The organism is Marinibactrum halimedae (assembly GCF_021234875.1).
GTDB lineage: Bacteria > Pseudomonadota > Gammaproteobacteria > Pseudomonadales > Cellvibrionaceae > Marinibactrum > Marinibactrum halimedae.
Map to the genome: position 1 here is coordinate 1 of NZ_JAJQVM010000051.1, position 22,839 is coordinate 22,839.

General features: G+C 44.8%; 23 protein-coding genes and 1 pseudogene. 20 read left to right on the top strand and 4 right to left on the bottom strand.

Going from position 1 to position 22,839, the window contains the following annotated elements; translation table 11 throughout:
- The 3 genes from LU351_RS19305 to LU351_RS19315 form a co-directional block, all read left to right on the top strand.
- Window positions 1–474, top strand: a 474-nt coding sequence (locus LU351_RS19305; protein ID WP_232595739.1) for an RHS repeat-associated core domain-containing protein, incomplete at its 5' end; no start/stop codon positions are given.
- Window positions 475–506: 32 nt separating this feature from the next.
- Window positions 507–884, top strand: a complete 378-nt coding sequence (locus LU351_RS19310) for a hypothetical protein (RefSeq protein ID WP_232595740.1) — start codon at window positions 507–509, stop codon at window positions 882–884.
- Between the two features lie 612 nt (window positions 885–1,496).
- Window positions 1,497–1,799 (top strand): hypothetical protein, encoded by a 303-nt coding sequence (locus LU351_RS19315; RefSeq protein ID WP_232595741.1) that lies wholly within the window; start codon window positions 1,497–1,499, stop codon window positions 1,797–1,799.
- Between the two features lie 355 nt (window positions 1,800–2,154).
- On the opposite strand, the gene LU351_RS19320 is transcribed toward LU351_RS19315, so the two are convergent.
- The gene (locus tag LU351_RS19320) at window positions 2,155–2,553 is read right to left on the bottom strand and encodes a helix-turn-helix domain-containing protein (protein WP_232595742.1); all 399 of its coding nucleotides are present in this window, start codon (window positions 2,551–2,553) and stop codon (window positions 2,155–2,157) included.
- A 104-nt stretch (window positions 2,554–2,657) separates the two neighbouring features.
- Here LU351_RS19320 and LU351_RS19325 point away from each other — a divergent pair, with 104 nt between their 5' ends.
- From LU351_RS19325 to LU351_RS19345, 5 genes are all read left to right on the top strand, one after another.
- A complete protein-coding gene (locus LU351_RS19325) occupies window positions 2,658–5,708 on the top strand; it encodes a CHC2 zinc finger domain-containing protein (protein ID WP_232595743.1) in 3,051 nt (1,016 codons plus the stop codon).
- 13 nt (window positions 5,709–5,721) lie between these two features.
- Window positions 5,722–6,696 (top strand): site-specific tyrosine recombinase XerC, encoded by a 975-nt coding sequence (xerC, locus tag LU351_RS19330; protein WP_232595744.1) that lies wholly within the window; start codon window positions 5,722–5,724, stop codon window positions 6,694–6,696.
- Between the two features lie 308 nt (window positions 6,697–7,004).
- A complete protein-coding gene (locus LU351_RS19335; RefSeq protein ID WP_232595745.1) occupies window positions 7,005–7,451 on the top strand; it encodes an RHS repeat-associated core domain-containing protein in 447 nt (148 codons plus the stop codon).
- A 32-nt stretch (window positions 7,452–7,483) separates the two neighbouring features.
- Window positions 7,484–7,861, top strand: a complete 378-nt coding sequence (locus LU351_RS19340; protein WP_232595740.1) for a hypothetical protein — start codon at window positions 7,484–7,486, stop codon at window positions 7,859–7,861.
- A gap of 612 nt (window positions 7,862–8,473) precedes the next feature.
- Window positions 8,474–8,776, top strand: a complete 303-nt coding sequence (locus LU351_RS19345) for a hypothetical protein (protein ID WP_232595741.1) — start codon at window positions 8,474–8,476, stop codon at window positions 8,774–8,776.
- A gap of 355 nt (window positions 8,777–9,131) precedes the next feature.
- On the opposite strand, the gene LU351_RS19350 is transcribed toward LU351_RS19345, so the two are convergent.
- Entirely contained in the window at window positions 9,132–9,530 is a 399-nt protein-coding gene (locus tag LU351_RS19350) for a helix-turn-helix domain-containing protein (protein WP_232595742.1), read from the bottom strand.
- Window positions 9,531–9,634: 104 nt separating this feature from the next.
- Between LU351_RS19350 and LU351_RS19355 the strand changes: the two genes are divergently transcribed.
- The 6 genes and pseudogenes from LU351_RS19355 to LU351_RS19375 all read left to right on the top strand — a co-directional run bounded on the left by LU351_RS19355 (window position 9,635) and on the right by LU351_RS19375 (window position 15,527).
- Window positions 9,635–12,685: a CHC2 zinc finger domain-containing protein gene (locus LU351_RS19355; protein ID WP_232595743.1), complete on the top strand. Its 3,051-nt coding sequence runs from the start codon at window positions 9,635–9,637 to the stop codon at window positions 12,683–12,685.
- 13 nt (window positions 12,686–12,698) lie between these two features.
- Window positions 12,699–13,673, top strand: coding sequence for a site-specific tyrosine recombinase XerC (gene xerC / locus LU351_RS19360; RefSeq protein WP_232595744.1), 975 nt, complete (start codon window positions 12,699–12,701; stop codon window positions 13,671–13,673).
- A gap of 287 nt (window positions 13,674–13,960) precedes the next feature.
- Window positions 13,961–14,038: pseudogene (locus LU351_RS21075) on the top strand (hypothetical protein); the annotation flags it as partial.
- Window positions 14,039–14,119: 81 nt separating this feature from the next.
- Window positions 14,120–14,413 (top strand): ribonuclease domain-containing protein, encoded by a 294-nt coding sequence (locus LU351_RS19365; RefSeq protein ID WP_232595746.1) that lies wholly within the window; start codon window positions 14,120–14,122, stop codon window positions 14,411–14,413.
- A complete protein-coding gene (locus LU351_RS19370) occupies window positions 14,413–14,754 on the top strand; it encodes a barstar family protein (RefSeq protein WP_232595747.1) in 342 nt (113 codons plus the stop codon). Before LU351_RS19365 ends, LU351_RS19370 begins: the two co-directional genes overlap by 1 nt.
- Before the next feature lie 404 nt (window positions 14,755–15,158).
- On the top strand, window positions 15,159–15,527 hold the full coding sequence (locus tag LU351_RS19375) for an RHS repeat protein (protein WP_232595748.1): 369 nt from the start codon (window positions 15,159–15,161) through the stop codon (window positions 15,525–15,527).
- On the opposite strand, the gene LU351_RS19380 is transcribed toward LU351_RS19375, so the two are convergent.
- Window positions 15,474–17,411 carry a hypothetical protein gene (locus tag LU351_RS19380; protein ID WP_232595749.1) on the bottom strand — a complete coding sequence of 646 codons (1,938 nt, stop codon included), beginning with the start codon at window positions 17,409–17,411 and terminating at the stop codon, window positions 15,474–15,476. The genes LU351_RS19375 and LU351_RS19380 overlap by 54 nt on opposite strands.
- 828 nt (window positions 17,412–18,239) lie before the next feature.
- Window positions 18,240–19,106, bottom strand: coding sequence for a glycosyl hydrolase family 18 protein (locus LU351_RS19385; RefSeq protein WP_232595750.1), 867 nt, complete (start codon window positions 19,104–19,106; stop codon window positions 18,240–18,242).
- A 155-nt stretch (window positions 19,107–19,261) separates the two neighbouring features.
- Between LU351_RS19385 and LU351_RS21080 the strand changes: the two genes are divergently transcribed.
- The 6 genes from LU351_RS21080 to LU351_RS19405 all read left to right on the top strand — a co-directional run bounded on the left by LU351_RS21080 (window position 19,262) and on the right by LU351_RS19405 (window position 22,718).
- Complete coding sequence (locus tag LU351_RS21080; RefSeq protein ID WP_416053975.1) at window positions 19,262–19,423, top strand: transposase; 162 nt, start codon at window positions 19,262–19,264, stop codon at window positions 19,421–19,423.
- 558 nt (window positions 19,424–19,981) lie between these two features.
- A complete protein-coding gene (locus LU351_RS19390; protein WP_232595751.1) occupies window positions 19,982–20,719 on the top strand; it encodes a dienelactone hydrolase family protein in 738 nt (245 codons plus the stop codon).
- Between the two features lie 190 nt (window positions 20,720–20,909).
- Entirely contained in the window at window positions 20,910–21,050 is a 141-nt protein-coding gene (locus LU351_RS19395) for a hypothetical protein (RefSeq protein WP_232595752.1), read from the top strand.
- A gap of 324 nt (window positions 21,051–21,374) precedes the next feature.
- Window positions 21,375–21,476 carry an RHS domain-containing protein gene (locus LU351_RS21085; protein ID WP_416053974.1) on the top strand — a complete coding sequence of 34 codons (102 nt, stop codon included), beginning with the start codon at window positions 21,375–21,377 and terminating at the stop codon, window positions 21,474–21,476.
- On the top strand, window positions 21,473–22,156 hold the full coding sequence (locus tag LU351_RS20850) for an RHS repeat-associated core domain-containing protein (protein WP_284284888.1): 684 nt from the start codon (window positions 21,473–21,475) through the stop codon (window positions 22,154–22,156). The genes LU351_RS21085 and LU351_RS20850 overlap by 4 nt, the downstream gene beginning before the upstream one ends.
- Before the next feature lie 31 nt (window positions 22,157–22,187).
- The gene (locus tag LU351_RS19405; RefSeq protein WP_232595753.1) at window positions 22,188–22,718 is read left to right on the top strand and encodes an SUKH-3 domain-containing protein; all 531 of its coding nucleotides are present in this window, start codon (window positions 22,188–22,190) and stop codon (window positions 22,716–22,718) included.
- Window positions 22,719–22,839: the final 121 nt, after the last annotated feature.

Consider the following 22,839-nt stretch of genomic DNA (forward strand, 5'->3'; position numbering starts at 1 on the left):
CAGTTCATTACACAAGATCCGATTGGGTTGTTGGGTGGGAAAAATTGCTATCGTTATGCGCCGAACCCAATAGAGTGGATAGACCCTTTTGGCTTAATGGCCAAAGAGCCTAATTGTTCAAAAAAAGTTAGGAACGTAGACGCAATTGCTGAAAAGCATGGTGGGGTAAAAATTGGAGAAAATCGTTATAAAATGCCTGACCGAAAGTCTGCACAACAAGCTGCATCAGAAATATCAGGTGATTTAGGTTCAAACCCAACAACCATAAGACGTAAAGAATATATTGATGCTAATAACACATACCAACAAAACCAATCTAATCGTGTCATTGGTAAGCACTCAGCCAGTGGTAATGCGGGTTATCACGATCACAGTATAGGGCATTCCAGATTCGGAGAAACTCGTCCTCATTTCAACGCTTGGAGTGAGTCTACAGGGACTACTGCCAAGGACAATGTACATCTTTATTATTAGTGGCTTTTAAAATGAAAGAATGGCGACAATACATGTCGGAAACAGATGGTGCCTGGCTAGTTTTAAAAGATAAGGACGAACCTGAATTACCGGCTGAAAGTATCTCTTCAAGTGGACAAGAAGCTGTCATGTTGAAGAAGTGTAAACCTGGTAATTATATTTCTGTTAATATTTTACCTGCTGCTAGGATTACGGATGATGTAAAAAAGACTATTAACTATGAGAAAGATTTCTATGTTCAGCTTTATTGTTTGAGTGACGATTGGTCTGTAATTAGTGAAAAAAGTTACTCTTCAGATGAAGCTTTAAAATTGGCTTCTAGATTTGTTGGTCTAACAAAGGATAGGGCTATTAAAGTGTGGAATATGCGTAAACTTGGCTCAGAGGGTAATAGAATAGAATTGTTATGATTCTTGTGGTGGAATTATTTTATAGTATCGGACACACCGCCACTCCGCCGCAATGCGGCTCCGGGCAGCGCTGCACTGCGTTACGCACTGCATAGTAGATAAGGCTGCTCTGTCCTATGTCATGCCGCTTGCAAATTCGCAGCGGCATTTTTATTGGCACCGTCATCACTTCCCCTTTTAGCCGCTAAAAAAACCTCGCAGTGGGCAAGCGCCACGCCATACTCCATAGCCCTTTCCAAGCCGTGCCTCCCCCGTCGTGCTGCGCACGTCTCCCCGCCCTAAAACCCTACCCGCTCAATGGGGCGTTCAGTGGTCATCGGTTCGTCAGCACGTTGTAAAAAACAACATCATGAACCGCAACAAATAAAGCGGGCAGGGTTCGGGCTGGCCGCACGGCTTTGTTATCTATCCCCCAAACCCCCTTTGCAAAAGGGGGCTTTAAGTTGGTGGCGGCAAAGCCGCGTTTAAAAAATCTATTTCCTATCCCCCAATCCCCTTTTGCAAAAGGGGGCTTGATGGTGCCAACGTCACCAACGTGTCTGCTTGCTTGCCTTCTCAGGTTAGCGACGTGCTCGGCCGGTCAAGGCCAAGCCCTGCGGGTGCTGCGCAGCCTTGACCAGCCTGCGCGCGACGCTGTTGGGAGGCGGCAAACAAACCGCCACTCAAGAGGAAATGGCAATGGTAAATGTTCCACCCATCGCAAGAAAAATCATCGAAACCGCCAACGAATTAGCCACAAATGGAAAAACCGGATCAAGCACCAGCGAAACCATCGCGGCGGCGTTCGTGTTAGATCGAATGGACTTTATCCCGGATGGTTACAGTGTGGTTGAAGCCTGGGATCGTATCGATGATCTTCAGGAAATTGTTCGAAAAATACGGAGTGAATATGAGGATTTAGTGGTGCCTTGGTAAGGCACAAGGGGCGCGCTGCGCCCCTTTATGCATTGATTATTGCAAATCAACTATTTATGTACAGAAAAGAAAAAATAACTGCCGTGCGACGCAAAAAAATCTGGATATTCATCAATCTACATGAAATAAATAGGAACTCATTCTAACTCGGAGGTTTTTATGATTTATCGTGTTGAGTCAGTAGAAAATGGTTGGGTTGTCGTGGATGAAAATAGCAACCCAGTAAGTGAAGTCTTCGAAACGAGACAAGAAGCTGAAGAATATAAGGCATCTCTTACGCCAGCTCCGAGGTCATCTCCTGGGATGTCTATGTAATTATTATTAGCCCTCAAGAGTTAAACCCTTGAGGGTTTTATTAACGAGTTTTTTTACCAGCCATTAATTTAGCCATCTCAGCTTTTTTAATTAGTCCATCCATAACTAAAACCAAAGCTCGTTGATCCTCATCGGGCAGGTTATCAGCCTGTTGGCATAGGGTCTGTAACTCATGGTTCCGAATCTTTAAGTCCTCCTCAGGTTCTTTGCGCCCCACTAATTCATCAAGTGTGACCTGTAATACATCTGCAACTTTGATCAAGGTATCTACATGCGGCACGTTCCCACCTCGCTCCCAGCGGTTATAGGAACGCGGATCAATACCTAACAGCTCAGCCAGTCGTGATTGACTTAGTTGTCTAGCTTCTCTCAGCAGCTTTAGCCGCTTTGCAAACTCAGTCATATCGAGATCCATTAATAAATCCAATCTGACTGCCATGTTAATACCTCATCAAAGGTGTTGAGCTGAATATGGATATTAGTATAGAGTTTAATTACATCACAAGTGTCTATTGACGGATTTTTAGGGTAAACGGGGGCAAAATGGCCAGAATCGCTGAAGAAGTGATCAATAAAATAAAAAGCGACATCTCACTGGTTCGCCTCGCCGAAAGCCAAGGCTTCAAACTGGTGAAGCAAGGCAAAGACTACGCGGTGTGTTGCCCATTCCACGAAGAAAAAACCCCGTCGTGTATCATCAGCCCGGAATCGAATTTATTTAACTGCTTCGGCTGTGGTGCTGGAGGTTCGGTGATTGACTGGGTAATGAAAACCCAAGGTGTGAGCTTCCGTCTTGCGGTTGAGTTGTTGCAAAACGACATTGGTGCAATTAGCACAACACCGACCACACCCATTAAAAAAACCACGGTGCAAAAATTATCGTCTTCTTTAGCCGCTGATCTTCAAGCGGCCGATACGGCGGAAGCCTTACACCAGGTCGTTAATTATTATCACGAGACTTTACTGAACGCACCGGATGCCTTGGCGTACTTGGAAAAACGCGGGTTAAATCATCCCGAATTAATCACTGAGTTTAAGCTCGGCTTTGCTAACCGAACCTTGGCTTATCACTTGCCACATTCCAATCGAGAAGCGGGCGCTAAAGCCCGTAATTTATTAAAAAACGTGGGCATTCTTCGAGAATCTGGCCACGAACATTTTAATGGTTCGATTGTGGTTCCGGTGTTCGATGAGCACGGCAATATCACCGAAATGTATGGCAGAAAATTACTTGATAATTTACGCAAAGGCACACCCAAACACACGTATTTACCGGGGGCACACGATGGCGTTTTTAACGAAAAGGCCCTGAAAAACCAGAGTGAAATCATTCTCTGTGAATCGTTAATCGATGCGATGACCTTCTGGGTTCACGGCTTTAAAAACGTCACCGCCAGCTACGGCACACAGGGTTTTACTGCTTCTCATTTAGCCGCCTTTAAACGCTACGGAATTAAACGTGTCTTAATCGCTTACGACCGTGACGAGCCCGGCAATACCGCCGCCGACAAACACGCTGCGATGATGCAAGCCGAAGGCATCGACTGTTTTAGAATCTTGTTCCCCAAAGGCATGGACGCCAATTTTTACGCGCTTCAAGTAACGCCAGCTCGAAAAAGTTTAGAGTTAGTGATACGAAAAGCGGAATGGTTAGGCAACGGAAAACAACCGGAAATTACCACGGAAATGACGGAAGACAGCGACGCGCCACTGGCCACGCTTTTTAGTGAAACTGAAGAACCAGAAGAAGAGCCAGAAAATGAAACCGAAGTTGACAGCGTGGCAGAGGAAAAAAACGAAGCGATAGAACTTCCCCCTTTAGCCGCCAGTCCGTTACCGCACACACCGGACGACGGTATTCGCTGTGAAATTAGCGAACGCCAAATCACCTTAGACATTGGCGGCCGGGTGTATCGGGTGCGGGGCTTGAATGCGAACCAAGACAACAGCCACTTAAAAATTAATTTAATGGCCTGCAATGACAACGGCTTCCACAACGATACGTTAGAACTTTACAACGCTAAGCAACGCCAGGTCTTTATCAACCAAGCGCACCTTGAGTTGGGTGTGAAAGATGAGGTGATTAAAAAAGACCTGGGCAAGGTGCTGTTAAAACTGGAAGCGTTGCAGGATCAGCAAGCGCTGGAAAACATCGAGCCAGAATCAAAACTCCCGGAGATCACCACCGAAGAAAAAAGCGCGGCGTTGCAGTTGCTGCAAGATAAAAACCTACTGGCTCGCATTGCCAGCGACTTTAACCGCATCGGTTTAATCGGCGAAGACAGCAACAAATTAGTGGGTTACTTGGCGTGCGTCTCGCGGAAATTACAAAAGCCGTTGGGCGTCGTGATTCAATCCAGCAGCGCGGCTGGTAAGTCGTCGTTGATGGAAAGCATTTTAAAACTGATGCCGCCCGAGGAAAGAATCCAATACTCAGCGATGACCGGGCAAAGCTTGTATTACCTCGGTGAAACCAGTTTAAAACATAAAATCCTCGCCATTGCCGAGGAAGAAGGGGCCAGCAACGCCAGCTATGCGTTAAAGCTGTTGCAGTCAGAGGGTGAAGTCACCATTGCCAGCACTGGCAAAGATGATACTACCGGCAACTTAATTACCAAAGAATACCGAGTGGAAGGCCCGGCGCAATTATTTATGACCACCACGGCCATCGACATTGATGAGGAATTATTAAACCGGTGTTTAGTGCTGAGCGTGGACGAAAGCCAAACTCAGACAAAAGAAATCCATCAACGACAACGCTTCGCGGATACGCTCGATGGCTTGTTTATGCAGTCGGAAAGTGACGAGTTAATCGAGCAACACCGCAACGCGCAGCGTCTTCTCAAGTCTTATGCCATCGTCAATCCTTACGCTGAGCAACTGACGTTCTTAAGTGACAAAACAAGAACCCGCCGCGACCACATGAAATACTTAACGTTGATAAAAACCATTACGTTATTGCACCAATACCAGCGGGAAATAAAAACGGAAACGCGAGGCGATCACCGCGTTGAATATCTCGAAGTCACACTCAATGACATCGACATGGCCAATCAATTAGCCCATCAAGTGCTTGGAAGAACGCTTGATGAATTACCGCCGCAAACTCGAAAACTCTTAACGTTGATACAAACGTGGGTGCAGCAGCAATGCCAGCAACAGCAAATCGTGCAGAGCGACTTCCGTTTTAGCCGCCGTCATGTGCGCGAACTCTGCGGGTGGAGTGAAAAGCAAGTCAGAGTCCATATGCAGCGGTTAATGGAAATGGAATACGTGATTACGCATCGTGGCGGCCGGGGGCAAACCTTCGAATACGAATTGTTGTACAACGGTGAGGGGGATCAACAAGACAAATTTATGTTGGGCTTGGTGGGTACAGAATCCATTAAAAATAAAACTACGACAGCCACTTCGTCCACCAATAAAGAAACCTCGTGCCCCCAACGTGGCCCCATCGTCGGGGGTTCGTCCGAGGTAGGAATTAGCACGCAACCCTTGAATGGTAAGGCTTACAAAGAAACGTCGTTGATTAAGGATAAAAACACTAATCTGGCTGTAAAAAATAATTCTGTCGTAGCGTCATTTACGTCATAGGAGTAAATCAAAAATGCTCCGTAAAAAACACCACAGCACCGCCAGCACTCAAAAGCTCAATGTTGATCACAGTGGAATGGCGCCATATCTGGCTCATTATCTTGAGTGGAATCGGGTTAAGGGCTACTCAGAAGAAACCAATAAGCGTAAAGACAGCAACTTACGGCGTTTTATTTTATGGTGCGATGAACGAGGGTTGAGTCATCCCGGTGAAGTAACCAAACCCATCTTAGAGCGTTATCAACGATATCTGTTTTATCTTCGGCAAGACAACGGCGAACCCTTGAGTTATGCCTCGCAAAATATCTATCTCTCTACGGTGCGTAGCTTCTTTAAATGGCTTACCCAAGAAAATCACATCCCCAGCAATCCGGCCTCAGAAGTGATGCCGGTGAAGCGTTCGAAGCGCTTACCGCAAATTGTGTTATCGGTGGATCAAGTAGATACCTTACTCGACAGTGTGGATACCCAGACTCCCGAAGGGCAACGAGACAGAGCCATTCTCGAACTGTTTTACAGCACCGGTTTACGGCGCTTGGAAATGTGCCGTTTACAACTGCAAGACCTTCATCTTAGCCGCCAAACGCTGTTGGTTCGCAATGGCAAAGGCGGTAAAGACCGTTACGTGCCTATCGGCAAACGGGCGGTGCATTGGGTGGCGAATTATCTGCATCACATCAGGCCGTTGTATCAGTTGGAAATCAACGCATCGCATGTGTTCTTAACGGATTACGGGGAGGCGTTCACCAGCTCGAATATGGGCCGCATGGTGAAGCGTTACTTGGATAAAGCGGAAATTAAAGCCGAAGGTGCTTGTCATTTACTGCGCCATGCAATGGCTACTCATATGTTGGAAAATGGCGCGGAACTACGCTATCTGCAAGCCATTCTGGGTCACGCGGATATTAACACCACCACGATTTACACCCATGTCTCCATGGAACACCTTCATCGTGTTCACGAAAACACGCACCCCGCCAAACTGTAATCGTTAAATTAACGATCCCTGCCTTCCTCACACCCCACACCTCATAACACCAGCGCGGCCAGCCACGCCGGTGGACTTCTGCGCCAAAATCCCATTGGTCTATATCGAGATATTGTGCTTAAGGCAGCGAATAGCTAGCATCGGCATTAACGTTTTTATGGCAAAACCCGCGTCGGGGGGTTATGCCAAAGCCACCGGCTTTACGTCGGGGTGAGAGTTCTTTACAAGCTAGAGTTCATCAGGGCTGCGGGAAATTTAGCAGTGATCTTGTGTCTGGGTGACAGTTCATTACACAAGATCCGATTGGGTTGTTGGGTGGGAAAAATTGCTATCGTTATGCGCCGAACCCAATAGAGTGGATAGACCCTTTTGGCTTAATGGCCAAAGAGCCTAATTGTTCAAAAAAAGTTAGGAACGTAGACGCAATTGCTGAAAAGCATGGTGGGGTAAAAATTGGAGAAAATCGTTATAAAATGCCTGACCGAAAGTCTGCACAACAAGCTGCATCAGAAATATCAGGTGATTTAGGTTCAAACCCAACAACCATAAGACGTAAAGAATATATTGATGCTAATAACACATACCAACAAAACCAATCTAATCGTGTCATTGGTAAGCACTCAGCCAGTGGTAATGCGGGTTATCACGATCACAGTATAGGGCATTCCAGATTCGGAGAAACTCGTCCTCATTTCAACGCTTGGAGTGAGTCTACAGGGACTACTGCCAAGGACAATGTACATCTTTATTATTAGTGGCTTTTAAAATGAAAGAATGGCGACAATACATGTCGGAAACAGATGGTGCCTGGCTAGTTTTAAAAGATAAGGACGAACCTGAATTACCGGCTGAAAGTATCTCTTCAAGTGGACAAGAAGCTGTCATGTTGAAGAAGTGTAAACCTGGTAATTATATTTCTGTTAATATTTTACCTGCTGCTAGGATTACGGATGATGTAAAAAAGACTATTAACTATGAGAAAGATTTCTATGTTCAGCTTTATTGTTTGAGTGACGATTGGTCTGTAATTAGTGAAAAAAGTTACTCTTCAGATGAAGCTTTAAAATTGGCTTCTAGATTTGTTGGTCTAACAAAGGATAGGGCTATTAAAGTGTGGAATATGCGTAAACTTGGCTCAGAGGGTAATAGAATAGAATTGTTATGATTCTTGTGGTGGAATTATTTTATAGTATCGGACACACCGCCACTCCGCCGCAATGCGGCTCCGGGCAGCGCTGCACTGCGTTACGCACTGCATAGTAGATAAGGCTGCTCTGTCCTATGTCATGCCGCTTGCAAATTCGCAGCGGCATTTTTATTGGCACCGTCATCACTTCCCCTTTTAGCCGCTAAAAAAACCTCGCAGTGGGCAAGCGCCACGCCATACTCCATAGCCCTTTCCAAGCCGTGCCTCCCCCGTCGTGCTGCGCACGTCTCCCCGCCCTAAAACCCTACCCGCTCAATGGGGCGTTCAGTGGTCATCGGTTCGTCAGCACGTTGTAAAAAACAACATCATGAACCGCAACAAATAAAGCGGGCAGGGTTCGGGCTGGCCGCACGGCTTTGTTATCTATCCCCCAAACCCCCTTTGCAAAAGGGGGCTTTAAGTTGGTGGCGGCAAAGCCGCGTTTAAAAAATCTATTTCCTATCCCCCAATCCCCTTTTGCAAAAGGGGGCTTGATGGTGCCAACGTCACCAACGTGTCTGCTTGCTTGCCTTCTCAGGTTAGCGACGTGCTCGGCCGGTCAAGGCCAAGCCCTGCGGGTGCTGCGCAGCCTTGACCAGCCTGCGCGCGACGCTGTTGGGAGGCGGCAAACAAACCGCCACTCAAGAGGAAATGGCAATGGTAAATGTTCCACCCATCGCAAGAAAAATCATCGAAACCGCCAACGAATTAGCCACAAATGGAAAAACCGGATCAAGCACCAGCGAAACCATCGCGGCGGCGTTCGTGTTAGATCGAATGGACTTTATCCCGGATGGTTACAGTGTGGTTGAAGCCTGGGATCGTATCGATGATCTTCAGGAAATTGTTCGAAAAATACGGAGTGAATATGAGGATTTAGTGGTGCCTTGGTAAGGCACAAGGGGCGCGCTGCGCCCCTTTATGCATTGATTATTGCAAATCAACTATTTATGTACAGAAAAGAAAAAATAACTGCCGTGCGACGCAAAAAAATCTGGATATTCATCAATCTACATGAAATAAATAGGAACTCATTCTAACTCGGAGGTTTTTATGATTTATCGTGTTGAGTCAGTAGAAAATGGTTGGGTTGTCGTGGATGAAAATAGCAACCCAGTAAGTGAAGTCTTCGAAACGAGACAAGAAGCTGAAGAATATAAGGCATCTCTTACGCCAGCTCCGAGGTCATCTCCTGGGATGTCTATGTAATTATTATTAGCCCTCAAGAGTTAAACCCTTGAGGGTTTTATTAACGAGTTTTTTTACCAGCCATTAATTTAGCCATCTCAGCTTTTTTAATTAGTCCATCCATAACTAAAACCAAAGCTCGTTGATCCTCATCGGGCAGGTTATCAGCCTGTTGGCATAGGGTCTGTAACTCATGGTTCCGAATCTTTAAGTCCTCCTCAGGTTCTTTGCGCCCCACTAATTCATCAAGTGTGACCTGTAATACATCTGCAACTTTGATCAAGGTATCTACATGCGGCACGTTCCCACCTCGCTCCCAGCGGTTATAGGAACGCGGATCAATACCTAACAGCTCAGCCAGTCGTGATTGACTTAGTTGTCTAGCTTCTCTCAGCAGCTTTAGCCGCTTTGCAAACTCAGTCATATCGAGATCCATTAATAAATCCAATCTGACTGCCATGTTAATACCTCATCAAAGGTGTTGAGCTGAATATGGATATTAGTATAGAGTTTAATTACATCACAAGTGTCTATTGACGGATTTTTAGGGTAAACGGGGGCAAAATGGCCAGAATCGCTGAAGAAGTGATCAATAAAATAAAAAGCGACATCTCACTGGTTCGCCTCGCCGAAAGCCAAGGCTTCAAACTGGTGAAGCAAGGCAAAGACTACGCGGTGTGTTGCCCATTCCACGAAGAAAAAACCCCGTCGTGTATCATCAGCCCGGAATCGAATTTATTTAACTGCTTCGGCTGTGGTGCTGGAGGTTCGGTGATTGACTGGGTAATGAAAACCCAAGGTGTGAGCTTCCGTCTTGCGGTTGAGTTGTTGCAAAACGACATTGGTGCAATTAGCACAACACCGACCACACCCATTAAAAAAACCACGGTGCAAAAATTATCGTCTTCTTTAGCCGCTGATCTTCAAGCGGCCGATACGGCGGAAGCCTTACACCAGGTCGTTAATTATTATCACGAGACTTTACTGAACGCACCGGATGCCTTGGCGTACTTGGAAAAACGCGGGTTAAATCATCCCGAATTAATCACTGAGTTTAAGCTCGGCTTTGCTAACCGAACCTTGGCTTATCACTTGCCACATTCCAATCGAGAAGCGGGCGCTAAAGCCCGTAATTTATTAAAAAACGTGGGCATTCTTCGAGAATCTGGCCACGAACATTTTAATGGTTCGATTGTGGTTCCGGTGTTCGATGAGCACGGCAATATCACCGAAATGTATGGCAGAAAATTACTTGATAATTTACGCAAAGGCACACCCAAACACACGTATTTACCGGGGGCACACGATGGCGTTTTTAACGAAAAGGCCCTGAAAAACCAGAGTGAAATCATTCTCTGTGAATCGTTAATCGATGCGATGACCTTCTGGGTTCACGGCTTTAAAAACGTCACCGCCAGCTACGGCACACAGGGTTTTACTGCTTCTCATTTAGCCGCCTTTAAACGCTACGGAATTAAACGTGTCTTAATCGCTTACGACCGTGACGAGCCCGGCAATACCGCCGCCGACAAACACGCTGCGATGATGCAAGCCGAAGGCATCGACTGTTTTAGAATCTTGTTCCCCAAAGGCATGGACGCCAATTTTTACGCGCTTCAAGTAACGCCAGCTCGAAAAAGTTTAGAGTTAGTGATACGAAAAGCGGAATGGTTAGGCAACGGAAAACAACCGGAAATTACCACGGAAATGACGGAAGACAGCGACGCGCCACTGGCCACGCTTTTTAGTGAAACTGAAGAACCAGAAGAAGAGCCAGAAAATGAAACCGAAGTTGACAGCGTGGCAGAGGAAAAAAACGAAGCGATAGAACTTCCCCCTTTAGCCGCCAGTCCGTTACCGCACACACCGGACGACGGTATTCGCTGTGAAATTAGCGAACGCCAAATCACCTTAGACATTGGCGGCCGGGTGTATCGGGTGCGGGGCTTGAATGCGAACCAAGACAACAGCCACTTAAAAATTAATTTAATGGCCTGCAATGACAACGGCTTCCACAACGATACGTTAGAACTTTACAACGCTAAGCAACGCCAGGTCTTTATCAACCAAGCGCACCTTGAGTTGGGTGTGAAAGATGAGGTGATTAAAAAAGACCTGGGCAAGGTGCTGTTAAAACTGGAAGCGTTGCAGGATCAGCAAGCGCTGGAAAACATCGAGCCAGAATCAAAACTCCCGGAGATCACCACCGAAGAAAAAAGCGCGGCGTTGCAGTTGCTGCAAGATAAAAACCTACTGGCTCGCATTGCCAGCGACTTTAACCGCATCGGTTTAATCGGCGAAGACAGCAACAAATTAGTGGGTTACTTGGCGTGCGTCTCGCGGAAATTACAAAAGCCGTTGGGCGTCGTGATTCAATCCAGCAGCGCGGCTGGTAAGTCGTCGTTGATGGAAAGCATTTTAAAACTGATGCCGCCCGAGGAAAGAATCCAATACTCAGCGATGACCGGGCAAAGCTTGTATTACCTCGGTGAAACCAGTTTAAAACATAAAATCCTCGCCATTGCCGAGGAAGAAGGGGCCAGCAACGCCAGCTATGCGTTAAAGCTGTTGCAGTCAGAGGGTGAAGTCACCATTGCCAGCACTGGCAAAGATGATACTACCGGCAACTTAATTACCAAAGAATACCGAGTGGAAGGCCCGGCGCAATTATTTATGACCACCACGGCCATCGACATTGATGAGGAATTATTAAACCGGTGTTTAGTGCTGAGCGTGGACGAAAGCCAAACTCAGACAAAAGAAATCCATCAACGACAACGCTTCGCGGATACGCTCGATGGCTTGTTTATGCAGTCGGAAAGTGACGAGTTAATCGAGCAACACCGCAACGCGCAGCGTCTTCTCAAGTCTTATGCCATCGTCAATCCTTACGCTGAGCAACTGACGTTCTTAAGTGACAAAACAAGAACCCGCCGCGACCACATGAAATACTTAACGTTGATAAAAACCATTACGTTATTGCACCAATACCAGCGGGAAATAAAAACGGAAACGCGAGGCGATCACCGCGTTGAATATCTCGAAGTCACACTCAATGACATCGACATGGCCAATCAATTAGCCCATCAAGTGCTTGGAAGAACGCTTGATGAATTACCGCCGCAAACTCGAAAACTCTTAACGTTGATACAAACGTGGGTGCAGCAGCAATGCCAGCAACAGCAAATCGTGCAGAGCGACTTCCGTTTTAGCCGCCGTCATGTGCGCGAACTCTGCGGGTGGAGTGAAAAGCAAGTCAGAGTCCATATGCAGCGGTTAATGGAAATGGAATACGTGATTACGCATCGTGGCGGCCGGGGGCAAACCTTCGAATACGAATTGTTGTACAACGGTGAGGGGGATCAACAAGACAAATTTATGTTGGGCTTGGTGGGTACAGAATCCATTAAAAATAAAACTACGACAGCCACTTCGTCCACCAATAAAGAAACCTCGTGCCCCCAACGTGGCCCCATCGTCGGGGGTTCGTCCGAGGTAGGAATTAGCACGCAACCCTTGAATGGTAAGGCTTACAAAGAAACGTCGTTGATTAAGGATAAAAACACTAATCTGGCTGTAAAAAATAATTCTGTCGTAGCGTCATTTACGTCATAGGAGTAAATCAAAAATGCTCCGTAAAAAACACCACAGCACCGCCAGCACTCAAAAGCTCAATGTTGATCACAGTGGAATGGCGCCATATCTGGCTCATTATCTTGAGTGGAATCGGGTTAAGGGCTACTCAGAAGAAACCAATAAGCGTAAAGACAGCAACTTACGGCGTTTTATTTTATGGTGCGATGAACGAGGGTTGAGTCATCCCGGTGAAGTAACCAAACCCATCTTAGAGCGTTATCAACGATATCTGTTTTATCTTCGGCAAGACAACGGCGAACCCTTGAGTTATGCCTCGCAAAATATCTATCTCTCTACGGTGCGTAGCTTCTTTAAATGGCTTACCCAAGAAAATCACATCCCCAGCAATCCGGCCTCAGAAGTGATGCCGGTGAAGCGTTCGAAGCGCTTACCGCAAATTGTGTTATCGGTGGATCAAGTAGATACCTTACTCGACAGTGTGGATACCCAGACTCCCGAAGGGCAACGAGACAGAGCCATTCTCGAACTGTTTTACAGCACCGGTTTACGGCGCTTGGAAATGTGCCGTTTACAACTGCAAGACCTTCATCTTAGCCGCCAAACGCTGTTGGTTCGCAATGGCAAAGGCGGTAAAGACCGTTACGTGCCTATCGGCAAACGGGCGGTGCATTGGGTGGCGAATTATCTGCATCACATCAGGCCGTTGTATCAGTTGGAAATCAACGCATCGCATGTGTTCTTAACGGATTACGGGGAGGCGTTCACCAGCTCGAATATGGGCCGCATGGTGAAGCGTTACTTGGATAAAGCGGAAATTAAAGCCGAAGGTGCTTGTCATTTACTGCGCCATGCAATGGCTACTCATATGTTGGAAAATGGCGCGGAACTACGCTATCTGCAAGCCATTCTGGGTCACGCGGATATTAACACCACCACGATTTACACCCATGTCTCCATGGAACACCTTCATCGTGTTCACGAAAACACGCACCCCGCCAAACTGTAATCGTTAAATTAACGATCCCTGCCTTCCTCACACCCCACACCTCATAACACCAGCGCGGCCAGCCACGCCGGTGGACTTCTGCGCCAAAATCCCATTGGTCTATATCGAGATATTGTGCTTAAGGCAGCGAATAGCTAGCATCGGCATTAACGTTTTTATGGCAAAACCCGCGTCGGGGGGTTATGCCAAAGCCACCGGCTTTACGTCGGGGTGAGAGTTCTTTACAAGCTAGAGTTCATCAGGGCTGCGGGAAATTTAGCAGTGATCTTGTGTCTGGGTGACAGTTCATTACACAAGATCCGATTGGTTTACGTGGTGGTGTCCATAATTATCGATATGCTCCAAATCCAGTCATATGGATAGATCCATTAGGGTTAAAGTGTAAAGAGTTCGCCAAAAACCCTGGAGATGCTCATGCAATTATTAAAAAGCAGTGGAATTATGAAATGACACCTAGGGATATGAGAGAAGTTCAAAAGACAGTCGATAGGATAAAAAGTAATAGTCCACAGTATTCGAATGATGCTACAACTTTCAGTAATAGTCACACCATAGGAAATCCGAATAGTCAGAGATTAGATACTGGAAGTGGGCCTTATCAAGAATGGACAGTCAAAACCCCAGATGTCGGTGGTAATGGAGCTAGACGTATTGTCGTAGACAAAAAAACAGGTAGAGCCTATTACACCCATGATCATTACGACTCATTTATTGAAATTGATTTGCAGGGCTGGAACTGATGAATATTAAAAAACTTAAGTTAAACCTTTTGCAAATTAAAACTATGGATGAATTCTATGATGAGATTTCAAATCTCTTTGGCTTTCCTGATTTTTTTGGCAGAAATATTGATGCACTAATTGATTGCTTATTTAGCCTGAGATACCCAGAAGATGAAATGACCAATGTACACCTAATGGATTCAGAGTTCATGTTATTGGAGGTTTATGGTATATCATCTGTTGATCAAAAGATAAGAGATACACTAATTTTTGCAGTCGAATTTGCCAATGCCAAAAATAATGAAAAAGGCAATGACCCGGTTATTATTTTATCCTTTATGTCAAAGAGTTCAGGTTAGAAGAGGTTTGTGCCAGGGGCTGCCTGCATACGATTGTGATATTTCTCATGGCTTTTAAGAGAGGAGGAATTGACGGTGATGATATATTTGAATGTCAGTCGTGTGGGGTCTTGCTGCATTAGATTGTTGAAGAGGGTATCTATATTGGTGTCCAAGAAGAGTCTTTGAAAATGCAGATGATGAAAACGAGTTAAACGTGATCGGACACGCCGCCATGATGCGGCTCCCGGCAGTGTTCACTTCGTTGCGCACTGCATAGTCAATAAGGCTGCTCTGTCCTATGTTATGCCGCTTGCACATCCGCAGCGGCATTTTTAATAGCACAGTGCTAATAGTTACTTAAATCAAAGCATTTAAGTGATTTTTAACAATGCTATGATCAGCACGGCAATCGCACCGCCAGTATGCGGGGCAAAGAACAAAAACTCCAAACCCATTACTACTACAACAGTCGCCACCAATTAACCAAAGTAGAAAAAGGCAAAAACGGCCAAAAAGAATCGGAAGTCACCTTTCAATACGACCCACTGGGCCGAAGAATCGGTAAAACCACCGCTGAAAAACATGTGGAATTTTTATGGGACGGCGACGTACTCCTAAGAGAAACCGACCACCCCAACCAACCGGGTAAAATACTCCACGGTCGCTTACACTTCTTCGAGCTAGGTACGTCACGAATTACGGTTGTAAGCTCCGGTCCTTTTAAGGGCCGGAGCCCTCTAATACACGTTAACAACCGGGGGTGGATTGATACCAATAGTATTGGGGAGTAAATTCAGTCTCCGCGTCACCACGCCACTACTCTCACCGCCTGGCACAATATAGGGGTTGTTGGGGTTGTGCCTGTAGCCATTAAGTACACTACCGCCGACCTCTAATCCTCCATGAGCCACACAAAAGCAAAACCCAATATCCCCTATTTCTTTGTCACCAAACAATTCCTGGCCAAATGAGTAGCCTAACTCCGCTCTGCCACGGGCGCTGAATTTATAACCTTCACCATACCATCCGACCAGATAGTCACTTTTAGGTTGACGCCACTCGGTCTCGCTATGATTATACGTCCAATAATTTGGGGAGACGTTTTCTAACGAAATTGGACCGTATTTTAAATCCCTGTCAGTTTCGTTTGAGCTAAAAAAACGCATTAAATCTTCCTTTAAGGGGTGAGGGTTTGGCCATTGCGTCAGCACAAAACCACCAATGATTCCCCAGTTATTGTAACCGTAGGTAGGATTACCCTCTGGATTAATAATTTCAAAGGTCCGGTCCAAATAGGGTTTATCCGCGTAAAGTTTATAGCCCACCTGCAAACGTACCTGTGACCGCTTTCCGGTTATTGTTGGATCTCCTTCACTATTGTTCTTAGACTCCGCTGGAAATAAATAGTCACCGTGACAGTTTTCTTCCTGTCCTCCATCGTCCCCGCGTTTGGTGATCGGTCCTTGATACGCCAATATTAAGCCATCACTCGTTTGCTCTTGTTGTATTGGCCTAACATGACGACTCCAGGCCATCGTGTTGTTATTACATGAATCCCAGAGGGGGTTTGCATTTACCTTGGGCGCCTCATTTAAACTGTATTGCGCAAAACGCCGCTCAGAGCCGACACTTTTGTCTCCTATATACTCGGCTGTTAAGTTGGGGATTTCATAGTGCTCTGCCCCGGTATAATTCTCGGGCCATTCGCCGTCGCCATTTTCAGCGACGATAAGGAAATTGACGGCACGGTCGTCTTCTTCACGGTGCACAAAATTCAAGTCATTGCCTGTTTGACCGTTTAGTATCCACAGACCATTCATCTTGCCGTAAAAGCCAGTTTGATCGATCCAGGCAATATAGTACTTGCCCACAAAAAACAGGTCGTTAGCATTGGGAGCCTTCAATAAATAAGGTTCTTCTAAATTTCTTGAATCATCCCTCTGAGTTTGAGTAAGCCAATCTTGGTGCATCCCTCTGATAGCCTTGTTGACCAGATAATTTACATGTTCATCGGATGCGCTGCTTTGGTTGTTGATCTCAGGCAGACTTGAATCAAAGCTATCGAAATGAATACTCACATCCGCCACCGATACAACGGCGCCGCCGTTAAAGAAAACGCGGGTTTCTAAATTATGATTTAGTCGCTCCTGATTAAAATCAAACCAGAGTTCAAAATTTTGGTATTCATCGCTTTGATAGAAATCACGCCGACGTACCGCACGAGATGCAATCACCTCTCCCTCTGTCGCATCATATAGATCAAGAAAAATAATTTCATGATTATCGGCTGTGTTATTCTCAATTTTCATGCGGAAATTAACCAACCCACCACCTAGGTATGACCATGATTTATAAGGGCCATACAGCATATGATCGCGTTGATCATCGGCGACGACTCCCCAACTTCCATCTATATTTTCTCGGCCTACCTTGCGATTTAATTCACTAAAAACATTTTCGCTTATATCAAAATCCCCGAATTTTTCAGATATAGCCTGAGCACCTGCATAATTGTTCAGCGAAAGTATCGCCATAGAATAAATTGCACATAGATTAAATTTCTTTCTTGATTTTAAATTCAAAACAATATTCTCCGTATAGAAAGGCATATTTTTCTTGCAGTTCAACTTGCCGTGAAATATATTTTTGTCATTTTTATAGTAAATTTTTGACACCTAAGTGCACAAAAAAGATCAAAAAATCAACTATCGATAATAAAGATTTCAATTAAGAATTTTTTAGCCCCCCTTTTTTTAATTTCGCTGCAGTGCATTGATGTGATCAAATATTTTGATATTGACAATAAGACTCAATATTATTGTTATCCTATTCCGCTCGCGGATTGGGCGCAGAAAATTTGTTTGATAAATATCGTCTTTAATAGATTGTTGAGTTTTATTACTGTCTCTAGGGAAACTAAGTCCCCTACTGTGCCTCACGGCTAATAGCCATTCAGATTCAGCAGATTCGGCCGACTCTGTCAGTGGTTGCTGGAGACCGATTTTTTCACTTTTCCCCCAAAAAATACATGACACTCCATGACACTTTGCTACAAAGTAAACGCCTGTAAATTAACGATACTTCTCCTCCTATTGTTCAGCAGGATTTTTTTGAAGTACTTATTTTAGATTCCAAGGTAATAGAGCTTCATAATCCTCAATGCTCTTAGTCTCAGCAATCCTAGCAAGAATGTAGCGATAATCTTTTTGCAGAATACAATGGCAAAAAAGTTGTATTTGAACCTAAGCTATCGACAATATTTCTTGTTGTGATAGTTAGTCATGAAGTGTTTTATGAAAGATCTAACAGCATATTTGATAAATCTAAGACTATTGAATTTTGGGATATTCAACCGGGTAATAAGTCATTAGCGCTTCCTCAACTCGTTAGGGAGCAAGCTTACAGCATAATACATGCTCAAACTGAACTATCTAAGCAACTGAAATCACTGATGCATTTCCTGTCAGAGACGTACACCAGTGATTAATCCTGTAGTGACGCAGTTAGTCGATCGCTCCTTTCAAAGCGGTAACAAACAGGTAGTTATCATCTTCATCTAAATTGACACTCCATACCATGGCACCACCAAACTGTGGATCGTCAGAGATTTTTCCGTATTGCACCGGCAGCTGAGCGTAAACTTGTTCTGGGTGACTGACACCCTTAAAGATGCTAAAGCCAGCGCCATGCTTGTTTGCGGGTTGACCAATAGTGATAAGAGTGGAAGCCGGAATAGTGTTTTTCAGGTTGATAAACCCTTTTGATATAAACTCAACGTTGTTTTCTTTGGCACCGTCTACTTCGGGCCATTCGTTGTTGTAGCATTGGATAAATACATAGTCGAATTGCTGGTTTTTCAGGGCATCATCGTACATGGTAACGTTGGCAGTGGATACAGGATACACGTCTGTGCCTGCAGCACCCATATTTAGCTGTGGTGCACTGGTAATTGTGACGTCCTGTCGCTGTTGTCTCAATGCCGTGCAAAGGTTATTGAGGTAGGCACCATCGCCGTCGATTTCCAGATCAAAATCAATACCGGTAAATCCGTATTCGTCCAGAAATTTAAGGATGTTGGAGGCAAGCTCGTCGACATAAGCGCCATCAGGATTGTAAGTGTTGTTTTCGCCGCCACCCACAGACAGCAACACTTCAATGGCTCCGGCTTGTTTAGCATCACTGATATCTTTTTTTAATGCTTCGGGGGTCGGCGACGCAAGAAAGGCGTCGTCATAAATTCCGACTTCGGTGCCTGTGATAGTACCAAAGGCCAGAACCAAGCCAGTGTAGCCCATTTCTGCAGCTTTGGTGAAGGTTACGCCGGGAGAAGACCAGCTTTGTAAATAGCCAACAATCAAAGGTTTTTTCATGATTAATTTCCCTTGTAAATATGAGTTTAAATGCCAAATCCCAGTACAATGAAGTCACTCTGGATCCGGTATGAGCAGATTAGTTGACTGAGCAGAACAAGCTATTACAATTTATAACTACCCCTTAGAATAAATGCACTTGATATCCGTCTAAAATCCCACCTTTCAATAAAAAATCAACTACCGCTGACCGAGAATTTAAAGGCGGTGAATGGCTAAAGTGGCTTAAAACACAGGGTATTCATTGGCGTATCCGTATTGCCAATAATACGAAATCAGAAAAAACACGATTTAGCTGTGAAAAAAAGCTCTCATGATTACTGGCCGTGATGGCGTTATCGTTGTGTTGGTGTTACGACACGGGTGTATGGTGTAACGAGGAAAATACGGAATGTCCTAGTTCAATCGAAGAACAACTTACTAAGGGGACATAGCTTAGCCAACATTAAGAGGTATCTGTTATGTACTTCAAATTCTTTTTATGGGTTTAGTTCTTCCTTGCCCTAATTGACCCGGTTTTGCATGTCGGTAGCGGTCAACTGTCCAGACAGTCTTGCAAATAAATACGGTTTTTACGAGCGTAGAGGAGGGAAAAACTGTTTTGTCGAAACGACTGGCGAAATACCGCAAAGGCTTCGAAAAGAAAAGGCGCGGTTTTACGATATTTGATAACATCAATGAAAGGCCGTAAATAGATTGACGACGCTCAAATTGTTTAAACGCGGCACATGGACAAAGCAGCAATATAGAATGAGCTTATTCGATTAACTCCTGGACTATTTATCTCGATGAAATCTCGCTATATATTATCGGCCTATTCAACTCAGCCTGTTAAGCTATCTTAACCCCGATAACCAATCCTATAAGAGACCATTTTGCAAATACAACAATCATTCGTCGACCTTCAGACTGAAACGGGTGTAATGCGCACCTATGTTTACCGCCCGGTTGAAGAGGGGCAATACCCAGCAATTATTTTTTATTCCGAAATCTTTCAGCAAACCGCACCAATTTCCCGTAGCGCAGCAATGATGGCTTGCCACGGGTTTGTCGTATTGGTGCCCGAAGTATTTCATGAGCTTAACCCTATCGGTACGGTTTTGGGTTATGACGATGCAGGTAAAGAGAAAGGCAATAACGACAAATGGCAAAAACCGTTATTGGATCACGACACCGACACTCAAGCGCTCGTCAAGTATTGTCAAGCTGCTGACTTTTGCACTGGGCATGTCGGCGCGATGGGTGTTTGTCTTGGCGGGCATTTGGCATTTCGCGCAGCCATTAACCCTGCCGTTAAAGCTGCATTTTGTTTGTATGCCACTGACATTCACAGCAATACGCTTCCAGCGCCAGATGAGCAGCAGAGCTTTAATCTGTTTGATAAAGTGCAAGGTGAGGTACATTTTGTTTGGGGCAAACAAGACCCTCACGTGCCCAACGATGGGCGCGCAAAACTCTATCAACACTGCATAAACTCAGGGATTAACTATCAGTGGCAAGAGGTGAACGGCGTGCACGCTTTTATGCGTGACGAAGGCGAGCGCTATGACGGCGCGTTAGCATTGCAGATGTATCAAAATGCGGTAGCCCTGTTTCAGCGCACATTGCGTTAATCAAATTAGAGGGGGCCGTCCCATGTGATGGAGTCGGGTTTCCCCATTCTATTTTCACGCCTTGCTCACCGGACATTAGCGTGCAGCGAGTAATTCTTCCAGGTGCAGCAATTTGTATCTAAATGCAGCGCCGTTACCAACTATGGATAATGGTGCTGTGACAAGTTAAACGGTGGTTGTCGCGCCGTTCTTGATCTGTTCACCAAACAAAACGCCCACCGGCGAAATCAGCCACGATCAACAAGGCCGAGAAATTGCGCGCCAACACAGCAACGGATTATTAAGTGAAAAATCTTACGACCCCAAGGCCGTCTACAACAACACACGTTAACCAAAGGACAAAGCGCTCAACAAACGCCTGTTATTGATCCCGCGCAAAATGTAAAACCCAGTGTTATTCAAAGCAATCAATACCTCTACAACAGTCGCCATCAATTAACCAAAGTAGAAAAAGGCAAAAACGGACAAAAAGAATAGGAAGTCACCTTTCAATACGACCCACTGGGCCGAAGAATCGGCAAAACCACCGCCGATAAGCATGTGGAATTTTTATGGGATGGCGACATTCTCCTAAGAGAAACCAACCACCCGAATCAGCCGGGTAAAATGCTCCACGAGCGCTTATACTTCTTCGAACCGGGCACCTTTTAAACCAGTGGCATTAAGTGATGAAGGCAAGGTCTACCACTACCACACCGACCACTTGGGCACGCCGGATACGTTAACAGACAAAAAGGAAATATTGCTTGGAACGTGAGTTACCAGACTTACGGTAACTTGGCGATAAAGCACGAAGGTGAACATTTTCATCAGCCGATACGATTTCAGGGTCAGTATCACGATGAAGAAACGGGCTTACACTATAACCGTTTTCGATATTATGATCCGGCGATTGGGCAGTTTATTACACAAGACCCGATTGGGCTTTTAGGTGGCTCGAATAATTATCGTTATGCGCCAAATCCAATTTCATGGACAGATCCTTGGGGTTTAGTATGTAAGGAACATTTAGAAAATACTAAGAAGGAAGCGGTAAAGTATGCTGAAGAGGTGAATAGTAATTGGGATAGTATCAGACCGACTAACTCAGCCAAAAAACCCGGTACCATAGATGTAATAATTACTAAAGATGGGCAAGTTTTTAAAGGATATAGCATACGCAAGGGGCATCCAAATTATGATGACCCTCTAGGCAATGTTGATAAGAGGGTAAAAGATGCATACGACAATGTTCCTTTAGAAGAAAGAATGACGTCTACCCATGGTAAATGCGCTGAACCTACAGCATTAACTAATGCGTTAGAAGCAGGAGCTGATTTGGAGGGGGCAATTAGCGTTTCCGTAGATGTTAAAACTAGACAGCTTAAAGAGGCATGTAACTCTTGCAATCCAGTTCTTAAGTCATTTGGAATAATCGATGGAGTAAGAGTTAAATAACTTTTATTTAGTGACTGGTAAGAGAATTTAAATGATAACTGTTAATGAAGATTCATCTCTTTTGCTTAAAAATTTTGGGTGGCTAGAAGATCGAAAATTACCACTGCCAGATTATATTGATGAACCCAATACTCCCAATATTGTTAAATCTATAATTAGTAGTTTGTATGGGTTAAAGTGTGAAAACTCCAGAGGTAATAAAAGAATATTTGAGGTTCATGAAGCTTATATTCATGATTTTGAAGAATATATGGAAGACTTGCTTGAAGACACAGGGCTGGAAACTCTGCGCTTTTATCCATTAGGAAGTATGTCTGAGCAATCTGGAATCATTGTTCTTGATGAACATGGAAGATTTTATCTTGCAGGGGACGAATTGATATTTTATGGAAAAAATATTGATGATTTCTTTAAAGTTGTATTTTTTAATCAACGTACAGGGCTGTCAATTAGAGATAATCAGAAGACTTACTATTGTTACAATGATCGAGACACAGGTTATCTTTTTGATACTGAGCTAGGGTGGCTTGGAGAGGAAAAAAAACTGTCGATTGATTACTAAGGAGTACATAGCTTAGCCAACATTAAGCGGCATCTGCTATGTACTCCAAATTCTTATCTTTAAAAAAGCCAAGCAATATATTTTTCGATTTCTGTAGCTGACACATAAACTTTTTTACTTG